This is a genomic window from Lysobacter sp. A378 (genome assembly GCF_054052125.1).
The window spans coordinates 38,379-57,424 of sequence record NZ_JBSVRK010000002.1 but is presented as its reverse complement, the minus strand read 5'-3'; the positions used below and the strand labels follow the sequence as shown (position 1 = coordinate 57,424).

Below are 19,046 nucleotides of genomic sequence, written 5' to 3'. Positions count from 1 at the left end.
GCACTCATGCGCCGTGTACTCATTCAATGATGTCCTCTGCCGGCAGCGCCCGCAGGTTGTAGGTGTTGGCCATCGCCATGCCGTAGGCGCCAGTATCGGCGACCAGCACCACGTCGTCCTCGGCGGTGGCGGCCGGCAGCAGCCGGGCGCGGCCCAGCACGTCGCCGGTCTCGCAGATGGGCCCGACCACCTCGAAGGTTGCCGTCACCGGGTCGTCCAGGCGACTGAGGTTGTGGATGCCATGCCAGGCGTCGTACATCGCCGGCCGCATCAGTGCATTCATGCCGGCATCGCAGCCCACCCGGTGCACGCCATCCTTCTCGACCACCTGGGTTACCGACAGCAGCAGGACGCCACACTCGGCGGCCAGATAGCGGCCCGGTTCGACCACCAGCCGGTAGCGCGGATAGCTGGCCTTGATCTCGTCCAGGCCAGCGCCCCAAGCGGCGAGGTCGAAGTCATGGGCGTCGGGCGTGTATGCCACCGGCAGGCCACCACCGATATCGATGCTTTCGACGCTGGCGGCCGTGTCTGCCAGTCCGACCAGCTCGGCATACACCTCGCGCCAGAAACGGGGGTCGTCGATGCCGCTGCCCAGGTGGGCGTGCAAGCCGCTGATACGGATATCCAGCTGGCGGGCACGAGCGAGGAAGTCGTCGAACTTCGCCAATGGCAGGCCGAACTTGGCGGCGACGCCACCGGTGCGGACCTTCTCGTGGTGGCCGTCGCCGCGGCCCAGGTCCAGCCGCAGCCAGATAGTGCGGCCACGGAACACTTCCGGCCAGTTCTGCAGCGCTTCCAGATTATCCAGGGTGACGGTCACGCCAAGCGCAAACGCCGTCTCGTACTCCCGGCGCGGCGCAAAACTGGGGGTGAACAACACCCGCTGCGGGGACAGTCCGGGGACATGCTGGAACACGTGCTCCAGTTCTGCGGCCGACACACATTCCAACCCGAACCCCTCGGTCGCCAACACGCGCAAGACAGCCGGATGCGGGTTGGCCTTGATCGCGTAAAAACAGCCGTCGACGGCGGTGGCTGCCGCCACTTCGCGCGCGCGCCTGCGCACCGTGTCCAGGTCGTATACATAACGCGGCGTTCCGGCGCGGGCACGCTCCAGCAAGTGCTGACGCGCACCCAGCCACCAGGGTGTCCGCCGCCGGGTCTTGCCGTGGACGATCTCACGCCAGCTGGGACCAAATACCTCGGCATCCAGGGTTGGCATGGCGCCGCTGCGGATCAACTCGGCATGCAGCACCGGCAACAGGCCGTCGGCATCCGCCTCGTCGATCACGAAGGTCAGGTTGAGGTCGTTGGAGGATTGGCTGATCAGGTGCACGCGCTCGCGCCCGAATGTCGCCCATACGTCCGACAACCGGTGCAGCAGCGAACGCATGCCGCGGCCGACCAGGGTGATCGACGTGCAAGGCACGATCACCTTGACCCGGCACACCAGAGCCAGATCGGCGGCGAGCGCCTCGATCACGTTACTGGTGACCAGGTTCTCGCTGGGGTCCAGGGAAATGGTGACGTTGGTCTCCGACGAGCCGATCAGGTCGACCGACAGGCCGTGATGCTTGAACAGGTCGAAGATGTCAGACAGGAAGCCGACCTGTTGCCACATGCCGATGTTCTCCATCGACACCAGCACCACCCCGTCGCGGCGACTGATCGCCTTCACTCCGGGCACGGTCGCGATGGCGCCTTCGATCCGCGTACCCGGCAGTTCGGGGCGCTGGGTATCCAGGATCGTCATCGGCACTCCGGCGCGGCGGCAGGGACCGATCGAACGCGGGTGCAGGACCTTGGCACCGGTGGTCGCGATTTCCTGGGCCTCGGCGTAGTCCAGTCGCACCAGCAACCGGGCGTCCGGGACCTCGCGCGGATTGGCGCTGAACATGCCCGGCACGTCGGTCCATATCTCCACCCGCTCGGCGTTCAACAGCACGCCAAAACACGCCGCCGATGTATCCGAGCCGCCGCGGCCAAACAATGCGGTGCCACCGTCGGCATGACGGGCGATGAACCCCTGGGTCAGCAGCATCGGCGCCGGTTGGGCGGCAAAGCGCTGGCCAAAGCCGGGCTCGGCCTCGCGTTTGCAGTTCACCGACAGCCGGCCTGCCCACGGGCTCTGGTTGGGCAGTTCCGCCGCATCCAGCCACTCGCGCGCGTCGCACCAGCCGACATCCACGCCCTGGCTACGCAGGTAAGCCACGCCCAGCGTGGAGGACAGCAGTTCGCCCTGGGCCAGCATCTCGGCTTGCCACGACAGCGGCCGCGCTACTGCACACGGCGATTGCAGCAAGGCCAGCAGCGCGTCCAGACGCGCGCCCAGCACCAGCTCGGGGTCCAGCCCCAGCTCGACGCAGAACGCGCGATGCCGCTCGATCAGCGCCAGGCCCCGGGCGTCGGCATCGTCGCCGTCGCAGATCGCCTGCAGCTCATTGGTCACGCCCGACAGTGCCGAGACCACGACCAACACGCGCACGCCACTGTCCGCCATGCGTTCGCCGGCCAGACGGCCGATGGTGTCCCACCGCTCACGTTGCGATACCGAGGTCCCGCCAAATTTCAATACTGCCCATCTATGCGCTTGAACCACCAATGTGTCCTCGACTGAACCGGTAGCGCGCGCCGGTCTGGGTGAATAAAACGGGGTCTCGTCCTGATCCGATGCCTGCGCCACAAGCACAGGGTGCAGACCCGATGCACACGGGCCGGTGCAGAGGGAATGCTGCTTGACCCACTGCTTCGATACAACCCTTTAGAATCCAGCGTCCGCCGATTGCCCGGTTGACGCACTGTCACCCATTGCTCCGGCTACACCCACAGGATGCCTCACCGCAATGACGTTGCGCCGCTATTTGCAATTGGATGTGTTCGCCGACCAGCCGGGCGCGGGCAATCCGCTGGCCGTGATCCTGGATACCGAAGGCCTGGACGATGCGGCAATGCAGGCCATTGCCCGTTGGTCAAATCGTCCCGAGACGACGTTTGTATTTGCCCCCACGGTGCCGGGCGCGGATTACCGCATACGGATATTCAGCCCGCAGCGCGAAGTCCCGTTCGCCGGCCACCCCAGTGTGGGAACGGCGTTCGCGGTGCTCGACGCCGGCATGGTGGCCGCAAAAGGAGGCCAGGTCGTGCAGGAAGGCATCGGCGGCGTGCTGCCGCTCGCCGTCCACGGCGAAGGCAGGCAACAGACAATTGCGGTGCGCACACCGCGGGCACAGGTGACCGAGGTTGCCGCGGTCGATGACCCTCGGCTGACAGCCGCCCTGAGCGGCTTGCCAGCAGGCAACCTGCCTCCGGCACTGATGGACGGAGGACGCCGCTGGTGGCTGGTCGAAGTCATTGATGAGGCGGGCTTGCGCGCTGCCGTCCCCGATTGGCCCGCAATCGCCAAGCTTGCCGCCGCCACCGGAAGCATGGGGATATGCGCGTTCGCGCGCGCCGATGACGACCACGATTACGACTTGACGGTGCGCGCCTTCGTCGGCGCGGGAGCGCCGTTCGAGGACGCCGCTTCGGGCGCGGCCAATGCGACCATCGCCGCCTGGCTGGCCCACAACCAGCGCCTGCCCGGCCGCGACGGCCGCTACGTGGCCAGCCAGGGACGCGAGGTTGGATTCGACGCGCGGCTGCAACTGCACGTGGACCGGGACGGCGAGGTCTGGTCCGGCGGTCGGGTATGCCCGATCGTGCGCGGCAGCCTTCACTGGTAAGGCCGGTACGGGTCAGGCTTTCAGTGTCGCCTGCATCGACATCGGTACGGCGCTCAATGCCTTCGATACCGGGCAGTTTTCCTTGGCATCCTGGGCAATCGACTGAAATTTGGCCTCGTCGATTCCCGGCACCCGGGCCTCGACCGTCAGCCGGATCTGCGACAGCGACGGCCCGTCCTTCATCGACAAGTCGACCTCTGCACGCGTGTCCAGGCTGTCGGGCGGATGGCCGGCCTCGGTCAGCTTGGCCGACAACGCCATGGTGAAGCAGCCCGCGTGGGCGGCGGCGATCAGTTCCTCGGGGTTGGTACCGCGGCTTTCATCGGTATCTCCGTCGCTGAAGCGGCTGTTGAAGCCGTAGCGGGTCTTGTCCATCAGGCCGCTCTGGGTGCTGAGCTGACCCTTGCCGGTCTTGAAGTCGCCTTCCCAATGTGCGGTGGCGTGGCGTGAAATGCCCATGTTCGGTTTCCTTTGCGTGTCAGGGGAAACCACAGGCTAGCGGCGGGAGTGTTAGCGCAACATGTCGACGGGCCTTGCGCGCAGCCAGCCATCGCGACTGCGCGACCCTCGACTACCGGCAACCACTTCGCGCTAGCATCGATACAGCCCGCCACGGGCGTCGTCACGCTAACCCGCCATTCACGGTCGCCACGTACCGTGCGAACGAAACCTGCAAGGATCGATCATGCGCAAACCGGTTGCCTGCAAGTCTGTTGTCCGTACCTGCGTCGCCATCTCGACGTTCGCCTTGATATGCCTGTTGTCCGCCGGCTGTTCCACCCTCAACGCGCTTGGCATGATGCTTGGCAGCCAGGTCACGTTTACCCAGCCGCAGTTGCAGCACTCGCTCAACCGCAACTTCCCGAAGCAATACGAGCGTGTGGGCGGCCTGGTGTCGCTGCGGCTGACCAATCCGACCCTGTCGATTCCGCATGACAACACCCGCCTGCGCCTGAGCTTCGACATCCGCTTGTCGGCATTGGACAGCACCAGCCTGACCGCCCTCGGGCATTTCACGCTGAGCAGCGGCCTTCGGTTCGACCACGACACCCTGGGACTTCATCTGCGCGACCCGGTAATAGAGTCGGTCGACCTGCCAGGACTGGGCGGCGTGATGAATACCACCTCACGCGAGCTGCTCAGCGCCTGGCTATCCGACTACGCCCGCGAGGAGCCGGTCTACCGGCTCGACAACAGCCTGCTGGAGCGCATCAGCGCGCGCCGGATCGAGTCGACCGATATCGAGCGCGGCCTGGTCGTAGTCAAACTCGACGAATAACGGAGTACCGACCGCATGAACGGTTTGCACACGACGATTGGCCTGGGTGTCTTGCTGGCCTTGGCCAGCTGTCTGGCTGGCTGCGGTGAGCGCTCGACTCCGGTGAGCCACGACACCGCCAGCACCGAAGGCCTGCCCGAACCCGGACCTTCCAGCGACAGCGTCACCGGCATGCCCACCCAGCCGGGGCCGGGACAGATCGGGTCGCCCCCGCCGCTGAGCCCGCCCGCGATCGATGCCGCGACCGGCAGCGACGGCAAGCCCGATGAGGACGGCGGACTGCCGCTGTCGGCTCCCACGCCCGGCATGTCACCGGATCTGGAATCGCGCCCCGAAGAGCCCGGCCCGGACCAGGCGGTCGCGGTGGTGCGTGAGTATTACGAGGCAATCAACGCCGGCCAGCATGACCAGGCCTATGAGCTGTGGTCCGGCGACGGCAAGGCAAGCGGGCAATCGCCAAAGCAGTTTGCCGATGGCTTCGACGATACCGTCCAGATCTCGGTCGAGGTGATGGCGCCCGGCCAGGTCGGCGCCGCCGCCGGCTCGCGCTACATCGAGGTTCCGATCGCGCTGCGTGCTACCCATCACGATGGCAGCATCCACCAGTATGTGGGTGCCTACACGTTGCGCCGGGCCGTCGTCGACGGCGCCACCCCGGAGCAGCGTGCATGGCGAATCGCATCGGCCGACATCCGTGAAGTCCGGCCGTGACAGGCGAGCGGGCTGTGCACCGCATCGTGCTGGATACCAATGTCTGCCTCGACCTGTTGCTGTTCAACGATCCACGCGTGAGGGCGCTGAAGGCGGCGTTGCGGGCCGGTGACGTGATCGCGGTCGGCAACCACGACTGTCGCGCCGAATGGCTGCGGGTGCTGCGTTACCCGGTGCTGAAGCTGGACGAGGATCGCTGCACCGCGATGGTCGCGGCGTTCGATGCGGTGACGACGCCGTTGCATGCCATGGAGGCAGCCACCGGCTCGCGGCCCGACGTCGCCCTGCCCCGCTGCAGCGATCCCGACGACCAGAAATTCCTGCAACTGGCGTGCGACTCGGGTGCCCGCTGGCTGCTCAGCCGCGACCGTCACCTGTTGTCGCTGGCGCGGCGCTGCAAGCGCGAAGGCCTGTTCGAGATCACCACCCCCGACCAGTGGATCGCCCCAGACAACCCCATACAGGAGCGACCGGTCCGCGCCCTTACAACTCGAACCGGTACGACAGCTTGACCAGCAACTGCTCGCTGTCGCGCAGGCTGAAGCTGTCGAGCAACTGCTCCCGCGGCCCGACCGAGAACTCGTCGAGCATGTAGCCGCCGCGTCCGTAGACTACATACAGGTCCGACAGCGGCGCGAGCATGTAGCGGTAGCGGACCTGGAAGCCGAGGTTGCGCAGGCTGAAGTCGTCGACCTGGTTGTCCGCCAACGTGGGATCGACCGCCAACGCGTGGCCATCCGCACCCACCCGCACCGCCCCGGTGCGCTGCGCCTCCAGCCCGATCGCCTGCAACTTCACCCGTAGCTCCTGGCTCTGGCCGATGCTCCAGTCCAGCCCGGCGTTGAACTGCAACGAATGCTGCTCGAAGCGACCGACCAGGTTGTCGCGCTGCCAGACCAGCCAATCCGGCGTGTACTCGGCATAGCCACCAACGAACGCGCTGAGGGCGTCGCTGAAGTAGTAGGTCGGGGAGAACTCCAGGCTGTAGCCAACCTGGTCATTGCCTGCCAGGCCACCGCTGCCGGCCCAGGCATCGAACTCCCACGCCCAGTTCCCCTTGCGCGGCCGGTCGCGCTCCCAGGACAGGCTGACGTTGCCCGGCAGTTGCAATGGATTGTCACCCCGCGTCAGCAGGTCGTCGTAGTGCGGCGCGTTGACGTTGAGCTGCAGGTACTCGGCGCCGCCATCGCGACGGTCGCTGGAGCGGATCAGGCGCAGTTGTCGCTGCAACCGCAGGCCATGGTCGTTGTCCATGCCGATGATGCGGCCGCGATAGTCGTGCGAGGCGTAGGCCGAATCCGGCGACAGTCCGGTCAGGCGGCGACTGACCTGCCAATGCCCGTAGTTGAGGTTGTTGCGACCGAGGTAGCCAAAATCGTTGACCTCAAGGTCATCGCCAAAATGCATCGCCAGCCACTGCTGGCGCCAGCCGTTGCCCATTTCATACTCGACCACGGTGGTCGCGCCGCTGCCACGGGTGGTCTGCCCGGCCTGCTCGATGTCGCTGCCGACCATGTTGCTGGTGATGGTCAGTGCATCGGTCGGTCGCCAGCGATGGTCGATACCAAGCACCCGCGCCTCGCGGTCCAGGAACGGCCGCAGCACCTGGGTGGCCAGCAGACCGACGTTCTGGCGCTGGAAATCATGATTGAGCCGCAGCGCGCGGAACGAGCGGCCGGCCTCGCCATTCTCCTCGGCTGCCATCAGTCCATAGTTGGTCGCGCCAAAACTGCCGTTGAGCTTGACCGCCGCGCCAATGTCGCCGGCACCGCTACCGTCATCGGCAGGCCCGCCGACCCGACGGGTGTAGATCAGCTGACTGTCGTCGATCAACAGGCCGAAGTTGAAGATGCCCTGGTTCTCGGTGAAGAACGGCCGCTTGTCGCTGAAGAAGGTCTCCTCGGCGCCGAAGTTGACCACCAGGTCGTCGCTCTCGACCTGGCCGAAGTCGGGGTTGATGGTCGCGGTCAGCTGGGTCTGGCCGTTGGGCTTCCAGAAGATGTCCGCGCCGGCGTCGAAGTCACTGCTGCCGGCAACGTTGTCGTACACCCCGACCGCGTACGGCGTGATCGCGAGCAGCGACTGGCTGTAGGCCGGCAACTCGATCCGGCGGAACTCGGACAGGAACCGCGGGCGCTGGAAGCTCGCGCCCGGCGCGGCGACGCGTTCGCCGGTCGAGCCGATCACCCGGTCCAGGTACAGGCCGACCGTGCGGGTACCGCCGTCGGCCTTGCGCATCGGCGCGATGTACCACGGAATCAGCATCTCGACGCTCCAGCCGGCCTCGTCCTCGCTGACCGCGTGTTGCCAGCTGCCGTCCCAGTCGCTGCTGTAGCTGCTTTCATTGGTGATCACCTCATCGGCGATACCGCCGGCCAGGGTGACCATGAAGCTGTAGCCGGTGCGGCCGTCGCCATCGAAGTCAATCGCGACGTTGACCCGGTCGACCTGTGCATCCTCGTCGCGACGGGTGCGGGTGCGCACGCGCGGCACGTCGGCCGCCTGCAGGCTGCGGAACGCCACCGCCAACCCGTCCGGCGTGGCCAGCACCCAAGCTTCGGTGGGGTACGGCGATGGCTGTAGCGACAGCGGCTGGGTCAGCACGAAGTCATCGAAGTGGCGCGCACCCCGCCATTCGACCGGGTCGATCCGGCCATCCAGTTCGATGGTGCCAGGCTCGACTGTCGCCGCTCCGGTTGTCGCCGCTACCGCGGCATGAAGCGGCAGGGCCAGCATAACGAGGAGGAACAGCATCGGGAGCAGGCGCATGCAAGGGCCGGAAAAAGCAGCATTGGATATAAAGACAGGCTGGCGCATCAGGTGGCCCCGAAAACTGTGTGTGTACGGTTGGCGCCTCGGCTGAGGCCCAGTGTTGTAGTTATGTATATCAGTACACATGACAGTATCCTATCCCCCGAAGGTCACGCATCGACCAGCATCGGGTTGAACACCGCTCCGATCGCGGTCAGGACGCTCGAGGCAGCGTCCCGCCGGCAGACTGTCGCGGCTGCAGATTCGCATCAGGCGCATGGGCCTGAATCTTCGGACAGGTTGGCCGGCCGGGTACTTCGGCCTATTGCATGTACCAGCCGTGGCTGACCACCAGGCTTTGCCCGGTCAGTGCGGCGCTGGGGAACTCGGCGAGAAAGCGCACCGTCCTGGCGACGTCTTCGACCGTGGTGAAGATGCCATCGACGGTTTGTCCCAGCATCACGTCGCGGACCACTTCCTCCTCGCTGATGCCGAGCTCTTTCGACTGTTCCGGGATCTGCTTGTCCACCAGCGGCGTGCGGACAAAGCCCGGGCAGACCACGTGGCTGCGCACGCCGCGCTCGCCGCCTTCCTTGGCCAACACCCGCGCCAGGCCCAGCAGACCATGCTTGGCGGTGACATACGGCGCCTTCAACTTCGACGCTTCATGGGAATGCACCGAGCCCATGTAGATGACCACGCCGCCGCGGCTCGCCTTGCCGCTGCCATCGTCCTGGTACATGTGCGGCAACGCCGCCTTGGTGGTCAGGAACGCGCCATCAAGGTGGATCGCCAGCATCTTCTTCCAGTCGGCGAAGCTGTAGTTCTCGATCGGATTGACGATCTGGATGCCGGCGTTGGACACCAGGATATCGACCGCGCCGAACTGATCCACGACCTGCTGGGTGCCGGCATTGACCGCCGCCTCGTCGGTGACGTCCATCGCGACACCGATGGCCTTGCCGCCGGCCTGCTCGATCTCATCGGCAACCGCTGTGGCGCCGTCAAGATTGATGTCGGCAATGGCGATCAACGCGCCGGCACGCGACAACTCGAATGCGATCTCCTTGCCGATGCCGCTGGCCGCGCCGGTGACGATGGCAACCTTTCCCTGGATCGAACTCATGCGCTGGCTCCTGCTGTGTTGGGATGGCGCGATGTTATCGAATGGGCTCAGTCCTTGCGCGTGTTCTTGCGCTTGGGCTGCAACATGGTGCCGGTGCAGCTGCCCGCGCCGCAGCGGCATGTCCAGATGCGTTTCATCCGCGCGGTGTGGGCCTCGGCCAGGGTAATGCCGTAGTTGTAGACCAGCTCCTGGCCCGCCGCGATGTCGTGGATCGCCTCGATGAACACCCGGTCCTTGCTGCGGTCATCACCGTCGTGTTCTTCCAGCAACGCCTCGCAATTGGGCTCGCAGCTGTGGTTGATCCAGCGCGCGACCCCGCCGCGATAATTGGCATCGATCACGTACTCGTCGTTCAACGTGAACAGAAAGGTGTGGCCGGAGTCCGGGTCGCCGGTATCGCCGGCATCCACCTCCTGGTGGGTACGACGCAACCCCTTGTACTCGACAATGCGCTCACCCTTGGCGATGGGCGCGACGGCAAACACACCGTTGCCGTGGATGGCGGAGTGGCGGGCGATGATCTTTCGCGGCATACGGTCTTCCGGGGGTAGAAAAGGAGTGAACCGCCAAATGTACTTGGCCCCCGCCCCGATAATCCGTACAATAACGGTACTGATTGAGGGTCCAGCCATGTTGCGTGTCACCCGACTCACCGATTACGCCACCGTCGTGCTCACGGTACTGGCCGCCGATCCCCTGGTCGTGCTGAGCGCGCCCGAGCTCGCCGACCGTGCCGGGCTGGAGACGCCAACGGTGAGCAAGTTGCTCAAGCCGCTGGCCCAGGCGGGCCTGGTGGAGGGCTTCCGTGGTGCCAACGGTGGCTACCGGCTGGCCCGTCCGGCCGGAGCGATCACCCTGATCGAAATCGTCGAGGCGATGGAAGGCCCGTTTGCAATGACCGAATGCAGCATCCACGAAGGCAATTGCGAGATCGAGGATTCATGCAACGTGCGCGCCAATTGGCGCTACATCAACGATGTCGTGGCCGATGCGCTGCGCGCGGTAAGTCTGGCCCAGATGCTGACGCCGCTTACGGCCCCCACGCCACCCCCTCTTTCCGACCCGAAGCGCATTGACCTTCGTCTCTCCAACGCATGACCGACAGTAGGCAGCCCATGGCCACCGAAACCATTGAAAACCCGACTTCACGCACGCCTCCAGACGCGGCGACCGCGCAACAGGCGGACATGCCCAACCGTGAAATCCATGAACAGCTTGGCCGCAAGTACGAGGCCGGTTTCATCACCGATATCGAAACCGACAGCCTGCCGCCAGGACTGAACGAGGACATCATCCGCCAGCTCTCCGCGATCAAGGAAGAGCCCGAGTGGATGACCGAGTGGCGCCTGCAGGCCTATCGCCACTTCCTGACGATGCCGATGCCTGACTGGGCCAAGCTGAACATCGCGCCGATCGACCTCCAGGCGCTCAGCTACTACTCCGCGCCCAAGGGGCCGAAGTACAAGTCGCTGGACGAGGTGCCGCAGGAGCTGATCGACACCTACGACAAGCTTGGCATCCCGTTGCACGAGCGCGCCAAACTGGCCGGCGTGGCGGTGGACGTGGTGTTCGACTCGGTCTCGGTCGGCACCACTGTGCACAAGGAGCTCACCGACAAGGGCATCATCTTCTGCTCGATGTCGGAGGCGATCAAGAACCACCCGGAACTGGTCAGGAAGTACCTGGGTACGGTGGTGCCGACCGGTGACAACTACTTCGCCGCGTTGAATTCGGCGGTATTTTCCGACGGCAGTTTCGTGTTCATTCCGGCCGGGGTGAAGTGCCCGATGGAGCTGAGCACCTATTTCCGCATCAATGCCGGCCACACCGGGCAGTTCGAGCGCACCCTGATCATCTGCGAGGACCGCGCCAAGGTGTCCTACCTGGAAGGCTGCACCGCACCGATGCGCGACGAGAACCAGCTGCATGCGGCGGTGGTGGAGCTGGTCGCGCTGGAAGAAGCCGACATCAAGTATTCCACCGTGCAGAACTGGTACCCGGGCGACGAGAACGGCGTCGGCGGCATCTACAACTTCGTGACCAAGCGCGGCGAGTGCCGCGGCGCGCGCAGCCGGATCCACTGGACCCAGGTCGAGACCGGTTCCGCGATCACCTGGAAGTACCCGTCGTGCGTGCTGATCGGCGATGACTCGTCCGGCGAGTTCCACTCCGTCGCCCTGACCCACCACCGCCAGCAGGCCGACACCGGCACCAAGATGATCCACATCGGCAAGCGCACCAAGAGCACGATCATCAGCAAGGGCATCAGCGCCGGCCACGGGCAGAACACCTACCGTGGCCTGGTCAAGATCGCCTCGTCGGCGGAAGGCGCGCGCAACTACACCGAGTGCGACTCGCTGCTGATCGGCAAGCATTGCGGCGCACACACCTTCCCGTATATCGAGGTGCGCAACCCGACCGCGACCGTCGAGCACGAGGCCACCACCTCCAAGATCAGCGACGACCAGATGTTCTATTGCCGCAGCCGCGGCATTGGCCAGGAAGATGCGGTGTCGATGATCGTCGACGGCTTCTGCAAGCAGGTCTTCCGCGAGCTGCCGATGGAGTTCGCGGTGGAAGCCAAGGCGTTGCTGGAAGTGAGCCTCGAAGGCTCGGTCGGCTGAGCCGAATTTCAAGAAACATCACGAGAACACAATCATGTTGAAGATCGAAAACCTCCATGTCCGCATCGGTGACAAGGAAATCCTCAAGGGCCTCAGCCTGGAACTGCAGCCCGGCCAGGTCCACGCCATCATGGGCCCCAACGGCTCGGGCAAGTCGACCCTGGGCAACGTCATCGCCGGTCGCGAAGGCTATGAGATCACCGAAGGCTCGGTAACGTTCAAGGGCCGCGACCTGTTGTCGCTGGAGCCCGAGGCGCGCGCCGCCGCCGGGGTGTTCCTCGCGTTCCAGTACCCGGTCGAGATCCCGGGGGTGAACAACACCTATTTCCTGCGGACGGCACTCAACGCGCAGCGCAAGGCGCGCGGCGAGGACGAGGTCGATTCGATGCAGTTCCTGAAGCTGGTGCGCGAGAAGCTCGCAGTGCTGCACCTGAAGGACGAACTGCTGCACCGCGGCGTCAACGAGGGCTTCTCGGGTGGCGAGAAAAAACGCAACGAGGTCTTCCAGCTCGCCTTGCTGGAGCCGACACTGGCAATCCTGGACGAGACCGACTCGGGTCTGGACATCGACGCGCTCAAGACCGTCGCTGCCGGCGTCAATGCGCTGCGCTCGCCCGACCGGATGTTCATGGTGATCACCCACTACCAGCGCCTGCTGGACTACATCAAGCCGGACGCGGTGCATGTGCTGGCCGATGGCCGGATCGTGGAGAGCGGCGGGCCGGAACTGGCGCTGGAGTTGGAAGCGCACGGTTACGAATGGATCAAGGACCGGATTGAACCCAACATGGCCGCGCCGGAGGCGGTTGCCTGATGAGCGCCCTGCTCGACTCGCTTGCCTCATCTTTCGACACCCTGCCCGCCCGCGATGCCGGGGGCCTGGGTGACCATCGCCGTGCCGCGCTCGACGCGGCCCTGCGCGATGGTCTGCCGCACTCGCGCGTCGAGAGCTGGAAGTACACCCCGTTGCGGGCGCTGGAGCGTCGTGCGTTCGCACCCTCCGCGGGCACCGCCTCGTTTGATCGCGAACTGCTGGCCGGCATCCCCGCGCCGCGAATCGTGTTCGTCAACGGTCGCTTCGATGCGGCCGCGTCCGACCTGGCCAAACTGCCGGCCGGGGTGAGTTTGCAGCCACTGTCGCAGGTGCTGGACAGCGGCGACGCCCGCCAGACCAGTTTCCTGGCGCGCAGGTTCGAACGTGGCGACGAAGTGTTCGCCAAGGTCAACGCGGCGCTGGCCACCGAAGGCATGGTCCTGCGTGCCGAAGCCAATACCCGCGCGACCGCACCGGTGCACCTGGTATTCATCGGCGCTGCGGCCGAAGGCGATCAAGCCTGGCATCTGCGCCATTTGATCGAGCTGTCCGACGGCGCCGAGTTGAGTGTGGTGGAACACCAGCTGGCGGGCGCCGAGCACCGCCATTTCGCCAACACCTTGATGCATGTCCATGTCGGCGTCGGCGCCCGGTTGTCACATGCCCGGGTGCAAGCCGAAGCCCCCGGCGCGACGCTGATCAGCCGCACCGATGCGGTGCTCGCCGAGCGCGCCGAATACCGACGACTGGACCTGGAGCTGGGTGCGGGCCTGTCGCGCCACGAGCTCAACGTGCTCCTGCAGGGCAACGCATCCAGCCTGCACGCCAACGGCGTATTGCTCGGTGCCGGTCGCCGGCACGTGGACACACGTTTATCGATCGACCATGCCGGTCGCGACACCAGTTGCGAACTGACCTGGCGCGGCATCGGCACCGACCGGGCCCGGGTGGTGTTCCATGGCGGCATCGAGATCCGCGAAGGTGCCGATGGCACCAATGCGATGCTGTCCAACAAGAACCTGCTGCTCAGCGAAGGCGCGGAAATCGACACCCAGCCGGTGCTGGTGATCAACGCCGACGAAGTACAGGCCGCGCATGGCGCAACGGTGGGCCAACTGGACCCGACGGCGATGTTCTACATGCGCTCGCGCGGGCTGCCGGTCGAACAGGCGCGTGCGCTGCTGACCGCGGCATTCTGTCGTGAAACCCTGGCGGTGTTCGAGGACATCGGCACGCGCGAGGCGGCGTCGGCACGGCTGGATCAGGCACTGGCGGAAACGGTGGCAATGGCATGAACGTGGAAGCCGGCACGCCCCACGCCAGCGGACTGCCCGACCAGCATGCCCGCGAGCCCGCATCGGATGACGTTGCAGGCAACGCTGTCACACCGATCGACTGGGCCCGGGTGCGCGCCGATTTTCCGTTGTTGTCCCGTCAGGTCCACGGCAAGCCGTTGGTCTACCTGGACTCGGCCAACACCGGTCAAAAACCTGCCGTAGTGATCGAGGCGGTGGATGACTTTTATCGTCGTCACAATGCCAACGTCAGCCGCGCCGTCCACGCGCTGGGCTCCGAGGCAACCGACGCCTACGAAGGCGCCCGCGACAAGCTGGCGAAGTTCCTCAACGTGCGCGCGAACGAACTGGTGTTGTGCAGCGGCACCACGTTCGCGATCAACCTGGTCGCCTGGAGCTGGGCGCTGCCGCGCTTGCGGCCCGGCGACGCCATCGTCCTGACCCGGATGGAGCACCACGCCAACATCGTGCCGTGGCAACTGGTCGCCGAGCGCACTGGAGCGACCTTGAAGGTCGCCGAGCTGGACGAGCATGGCGATCTCGACCTTGCCCAGTTGTATGGCCTGCTCACCCCGGAGGTGAAGCTGCTCGCATTGACCCACGTCTCCAACGTGCTGGGCACGGTCAATCCGGTGCGCGAGATCTGCAGGCAGGCGCGCAAGCGTGGCATCGTCACCGTCGTCGATGGCTCCCAGGCCGCGCCGCATCGTGCGCTCGACATCGCGTCCATCGGCTGCGACTTCTACGCCATCACCGGCCACAAGATGGCCGGACCGACCGGCACCGGCGTGCTGTGGGCACGCCGCGAGCATCTCGAGTCGATGCCCCCGTTCCTGGGTGGCGGCGAGATGATCAAGGAGGTGCGTTTTGAAGGCACCGTGTACAACGACGCGCCGCACAAGTTCGAGGCCGGCACGCCGAACATCTCCGGCTTCATTGGCCTGGGCGCGGCGGTGGATTACCTTTCCGCCATCGGCATGGGCAACATCGAGGCACGCGAGCAGGAACTGCTGGCCTACGCGACCGACAAGCTGTCGCAAGTGGAGGGCCTGCGCATCTTCGGCCATGCCCGCGAGAAGGCGGCCGTTATCAGCTTCCTGATCGAAGGTGCACACGCGCACGACCTGGCCACCCTGCTCGACCTGGAAGGTGTGGCGGTGCGCTCGGGCCATCATTGCGCGCACCCGCTGATGCACCATTTCGGGGTGCCCGCAACCTGCCGCGCGTCGTTCGCGTTCTACAACACGTTCGCGGAGATCGATGCGTTCGTGACCGCGCTGGAAAAAGTCCGCAAGCTGCTGCTGTAGCCGCTGAGTCCATTCATGCCATCCATGCCCGAAGCCACCTTCCGCAACGCCATCGCTGCTGACATCGACTCGTTGGTCGCCTTCGTCACGGCCGCCTACCGTGGTGACAGCAGCCGCCAGGGCTGGACCACCGAGGCCGACGTGCTCGACGGCAACCGGATCGATGCACAGGTGCTGGGTGGCGATATCGAGCGCGATCGCAGCCGGATCCTGCTGCTCGAGCGTGGCGGCGAATTGCTTTCCTGCGCTCACGTCTGCGAAGACACCGGTGCTGGCTACTTCGGCATGTTCGCGGTCAAGCCGAGCCTGCAGGGCGGCGGCATCGGCAAGCGGGTCATGGATGAGGCCGAGCGCGTGGTGCGCGATGACTGGCAACTGCCGGTGATGCGGATGACCGTGATCGACGTGCGTGCGGAGTTGATCGCGTTCTATGAACGACGCGGGTATCGCCGCACCGGGTTATTCAAACCGTTTCCGTACGGCGACGAGCGCTTCGGCATCCCGCGGCGGGATGACTTGCGGTTCGAGGTGTTGGAAAAACCCCTCCGCGGGACGACGCCATGACCGGCTGGACCCGCGTCTGTACCACCGCCGAGCTGTTACCAGGCGAATCCACGGTCGCCTGGGATGGCGACACGCCGATCATGGTGGTCAATTTCGATGGCACCTACTACGCCTTCGAGGACCGCTGCTCGCATGAAGACTTCGAACTGTCCGCCGGCCGCTTCGACGGCAAGGAGGCGACCGTGGAATGCGTCCTGCACGGCGCCAAGTTCGATGTCCGCGACGGCCGCGCATTGTGTCCGCCCGCCTACGAGCCGGTGGTGAATTTCCCGGTCAAGGCCGACGACGGCGTCGTCTGGACCCGCGACGACCGCTGAACAACGGCGGCGACGCCACCCCCGAACCGGTGTCAGGGGCCTGCTCGCAGGCGGCCTCACGGGCGTCATTTTCCAATTATCTATTGCGAATAGTTCTCAATTGCGTTTAAATGACGCCCCTCGAAACCGTCATTGACTTGCGTAGTCATGCGCCGCCCTCCGAGCGCAACGCGACCCTATACAAGGCATGGAAATGAGCCACATCAAAAGCCGCAAGCATTCGTCCCGGTTCGCGGCATCCTCGCAATCGCTGACCGCAGTCTCACTCATCACCGGCCTGGCGCTGGCAGCACCGATGGCCGCATCGGCACAGAACCTTGGCGGCCCCGCCGCCGACGTACTCCAGACCACCGAACTGGACGAGATCAACGTCCGTGGCAAACGCGGCAAGGTCTACTCATCGGGCAAGCTGTCGTCGCCAAAGTTCAGCCAGCCGCTGGTCGACACCACCCAGACCATCAACATCATCGGCAAGGACCTGTTCAACGAGCAGGGCGCGACGACGCTGACCGAGGCCTTGCGCAACAGCCCCGGCGTCGGCACGTTCTACGCTGGCGAGAACGGCAATACCACCACCGGCGACGCGATCTACCTGCGCGGGTTTGATACCTCCGGCAGCATTTTCGTCGACGGCGTGCGCGACCTTGGGTCGATCTCCCGCGACGTGTTCAACATCGAGCAGATCGAGGTCGCCAAGGGCCCGGCGGGCACCGACAACGGCCGCACCGCCCCCACCGGCGCCATCAACCTGGTGACCAAGCAACCGTTCGGACGCAACAAGTCATCAGTGACCGCGTCCTACGGCAGCGCCGACCAGAAGCGGGTCACCGCGGACTGGAACCAGACCTTCGGCGCGGCCAATGCGTTCCGCCTCAACGTCATGGCGCAGGACAGCGGCGTCCCCGGCCGCGATACCATCGAGAACAAGCGTTGGGCGATCGCGCCGTCGCTGGCCTTCGGGCTGCATTCGGCGACCCGGGTGTACCTGAATCTGCTCCATGTACAACAGAACAACCTGCCCGACGGCGGCGTGCCGACCATTGGCCTGCCCGGCTACAGCTCACCGGACCCCACCCGTCCGGAACTGGCGGCCGCACCGCCGGTGGATCCGCGCAATTTCTACGGCACCTTGTCGGACTATGACGATGTCACCGCCGACATGGCCACCTTGCGGGTCGTGCACGACCTGTCCGATGACACCCGGCTGACCAACACCACACGGTGGGGACGGACCCGGCAGGACTACATGCTGACCGCTTTCATGGGCTCGACCGCCAACCTGGTCACTCCGGATATCACCGACGCGGGCAGTTGGACCATCGCCCGCTCACTGCCGACCTTCAAGGACCAGAGCAGCCGGATCATCACCAACCAGACCAGCCTGGCCACGCGCTTCACCTCCGGCAGCGTGCAGCACGACCTCAACACCGGTCTGGAACTGACCCGCGAGAACCTGGCCACCCGCGGCGTCGACGAGCTTGCCGGCACCGCATGGCCAGCCGCCAATATCTATGCCCCCAATCCGGACGTCAGCGGACTGGCGTGGGAGCACAACGGCGCTCGCGGCGATGGCCAGACCGACACCGTCGCGCTGTATGCGTTCGACACCATCACCTTCAACCCGCAGTTCGAGCTCAACGGCGGGGTCCGTCTGGATCACTACAAGACGGCCTTCAGCAGCCTGGTCCCGTGCGGCGGGCGCCGCGGTCCGGACTGCGGGGCCCTTGCCGACGGATCGATCGCGCCCGGCGTGGATGCCGAGGTCTCCGACACCCTGGTCAACTGGAAGGTGGGCGCGTTGTACAAGCCGGCGTCCCATGCCAGCGTCTATGCCAACTACGCCATCGCCCAGCAACCGCCGGGCGGCGGCAACCTGGAATTGAGCTCATCGGCCAGCAGCGCCAACAACCCGGCCCTGGACCCGCAGAAAGCAAAGACCGCCGAAATCGGCACCAAGTGGAACCTGCTCGACAAGCGACTGTTGTTGACGGCCGCGTTGTACGACACCCGCATCAGCAACGAAGTTGTGCGCGACCCGGTCGACCAGCAGTACTACCAGAGCGGCCGCAAGCGCGTGCGTGGACTGGAGCTGAGCGCGGTTGGCAAGATCAGCAACGCCTGGTCGGTCTCAACCGGCTTTACCACCATGGATGCCGAGGTGCTGGAAGGCCCGACCGTATCGACGGACGGATCTCAGGACCTGGCCTACACGCCCAAGCGCGCGTTCACTGCCTGGTCGACCTACCAGTTGCCTGTCGGCCTGACCATCGGCGGCGGCGTGCGCTACTCCGGCGAGCTCAAGCGCGGCAACGATGGCGCCGTCGGCACGCCCGCCTATACCGAGGACTACTGGGTGGTCGACGCGGTCGCCAGCTACGCGGTCAGCGAGCATCTGGATCTGCGGTTGAACCTCTACAACCTGCTGGACGAGAACTACGTGGCGGCCATCAACAAGAGCGGCTACCGCTACACGCCCGGGATGCCGCGCTCGGTCATGTTGACCGCCAACTTCCACTTCTGAGCGAGCCACGCC

At 65.4% G+C, this 19,046-nt stretch carries 17 protein-coding genes; 12 read left to right on the top strand and 5 right to left on the bottom strand.

Translation table 11 applies throughout. The annotated features are described in order from the left end of the window. Positions 1-19: 19 nt before the first annotated feature. The gene (locus ACW7G1_RS06220) at positions 20-2,602 is read right to left on the bottom strand and encodes a bifunctional aspartate kinase/diaminopimelate decarboxylase (protein ID WP_456978909.1); all 2,583 of its coding nucleotides are present in this window, start codon (positions 2,600-2,602) and stop codon (positions 20-22) included. Between the two features lie 244 nt (positions 2,603-2,846). Here ACW7G1_RS06220 and ACW7G1_RS06215 point away from each other — a divergent pair, with 244 nt between their 5' ends. Continuing rightward, the gene (locus ACW7G1_RS06215; protein ID WP_456978908.1) at positions 2,847-3,725 is read left to right on the top strand and encodes a PhzF family phenazine biosynthesis protein; all 879 of its coding nucleotides are present in this window, start codon (positions 2,847-2,849) and stop codon (positions 3,723-3,725) included. Between the two features lie 12 nt (positions 3,726-3,737). Here ACW7G1_RS06215 and ACW7G1_RS06210 read toward each other — a convergent pair whose 3' ends face one another. After that, positions 3,738-4,184, bottom strand: coding sequence for an OsmC family protein (locus tag ACW7G1_RS06210; protein ID WP_456978907.1), 447 nt, complete (start codon positions 4,182-4,184; stop codon positions 3,738-3,740). Positions 4,185-4,410: 226 nt separating this feature from the next. On the opposite strand from ACW7G1_RS06210, the gene ACW7G1_RS06205 reads away from it, so the two are divergent. The 3 genes from ACW7G1_RS06205 to ACW7G1_RS06195 are packed head-to-tail and all read left to right on the top strand — an operon-like array spanning position 4,411 to position 6,227. Next, the gene (locus ACW7G1_RS06205; protein WP_456978906.1) at positions 4,411-5,004 is read left to right on the top strand and encodes a DUF1439 domain-containing protein; all 594 of its coding nucleotides are present in this window, start codon (positions 4,411-4,413) and stop codon (positions 5,002-5,004) included. A gap of 15 nt (positions 5,005-5,019) precedes the next feature. After that, positions 5,020-5,715, top strand: a complete 696-nt coding sequence (locus ACW7G1_RS06200; RefSeq protein WP_456978905.1) for a hypothetical protein — start codon at positions 5,020-5,022, stop codon at positions 5,713-5,715. A 14-nt stretch (positions 5,716-5,729) separates the two neighbouring features. Next, the gene (locus ACW7G1_RS06195) at positions 5,730-6,227 is read left to right on the top strand and encodes a PIN domain-containing protein (RefSeq protein ID WP_456978904.1); all 498 of its coding nucleotides are present in this window, start codon (positions 5,730-5,732) and stop codon (positions 6,225-6,227) included. On the opposite strand, the gene ACW7G1_RS06190 is transcribed toward ACW7G1_RS06195, so the two are convergent. The 3 genes from ACW7G1_RS06190 to ACW7G1_RS06180 form a co-directional block, all read right to left on the bottom strand. Then, the gene (locus tag ACW7G1_RS06190; protein WP_456978903.1) at positions 6,199-8,484 is read right to left on the bottom strand and encodes a DUF5916 domain-containing protein; all 2,286 of its coding nucleotides are present in this window, start codon (positions 8,482-8,484) and stop codon (positions 6,199-6,201) included. The genes ACW7G1_RS06195 and ACW7G1_RS06190 overlap by 29 nt on opposite strands. A gap of 304 nt (positions 8,485-8,788) precedes the next feature. Beyond that, positions 8,789-9,592 carry a 3-hydroxybutyrate dehydrogenase gene (locus ACW7G1_RS06185; protein WP_456978902.1) on the bottom strand — a complete coding sequence of 268 codons (804 nt, stop codon included), beginning with the start codon at positions 9,590-9,592 and terminating at the stop codon, positions 8,789-8,791. A gap of 47 nt (positions 9,593-9,639) precedes the next feature. Then, the gene (locus ACW7G1_RS06180; protein ID WP_456978901.1) at positions 9,640-10,125 is read right to left on the bottom strand and encodes an SET domain-containing protein; all 486 of its coding nucleotides are present in this window, start codon (positions 10,123-10,125) and stop codon (positions 9,640-9,642) included. Positions 10,126-10,222: 97 nt separating this feature from the next. On the opposite strand from ACW7G1_RS06180, the gene ACW7G1_RS06175 reads away from it, so the two are divergent. From ACW7G1_RS06175 to ACW7G1_RS06140, 8 genes are all read left to right on the top strand, one after another. Continuing rightward, positions 10,223-10,690, top strand: coding sequence for an SUF system Fe-S cluster assembly regulator (locus ACW7G1_RS06175; RefSeq protein WP_456978900.1), 468 nt, complete (start codon positions 10,223-10,225; stop codon positions 10,688-10,690). Between the two features lie 89 nt (positions 10,691-10,779). Further along, on the top strand, positions 10,780-12,216 hold the full coding sequence (gene sufB, locus ACW7G1_RS06170; RefSeq protein ID WP_456979853.1) for a Fe-S cluster assembly protein SufB: 1,437 nt from the start codon (positions 10,780-10,782) through the stop codon (positions 12,214-12,216). Between the two features lie 34 nt (positions 12,217-12,250). Then, positions 12,251-13,030, top strand: coding sequence for a Fe-S cluster assembly ATPase SufC (gene sufC, locus ACW7G1_RS06165; RefSeq protein WP_456978899.1), 780 nt, complete (start codon positions 12,251-12,253; stop codon positions 13,028-13,030). After that, entirely contained in the window at positions 13,030-14,325 is a 1,296-nt protein-coding gene (sufD, locus tag ACW7G1_RS06160; protein ID WP_456978898.1) for a Fe-S cluster assembly protein SufD, read from the top strand. Before sufC ends, sufD begins: the two co-directional genes overlap by 1 nt. Beyond that, on the top strand, positions 14,322-15,632 hold the full coding sequence (locus ACW7G1_RS06155) for a cysteine desulfurase (RefSeq protein WP_456978897.1): 1,311 nt from the start codon (positions 14,322-14,324) through the stop codon (positions 15,630-15,632). Before sufD ends, ACW7G1_RS06155 begins: the two co-directional genes overlap by 4 nt. A gap of 24 nt (positions 15,633-15,656) precedes the next feature. Then, on the top strand, positions 15,657-16,196 hold the full coding sequence (locus tag ACW7G1_RS06150) for a GNAT family N-acetyltransferase (protein WP_456978896.1): 540 nt from the start codon (positions 15,657-15,659) through the stop codon (positions 16,194-16,196). After that, entirely contained in the window at positions 16,193-16,513 is a 321-nt protein-coding gene (locus tag ACW7G1_RS06145; protein ID WP_456978895.1) for a non-heme iron oxygenase ferredoxin subunit, read from the top strand. The genes ACW7G1_RS06150 and ACW7G1_RS06145 overlap by 4 nt, the downstream gene beginning before the upstream one ends. Before the next feature lie 193 nt (positions 16,514-16,706). Further along, the gene (locus ACW7G1_RS06140; protein ID WP_456978894.1) at positions 16,707-19,034 is read left to right on the top strand and encodes a catecholate siderophore receptor Fiu; all 2,328 of its coding nucleotides are present in this window, start codon (positions 16,707-16,709) and stop codon (positions 19,032-19,034) included. Positions 19,035-19,046: the final 12 nt, after the last annotated feature.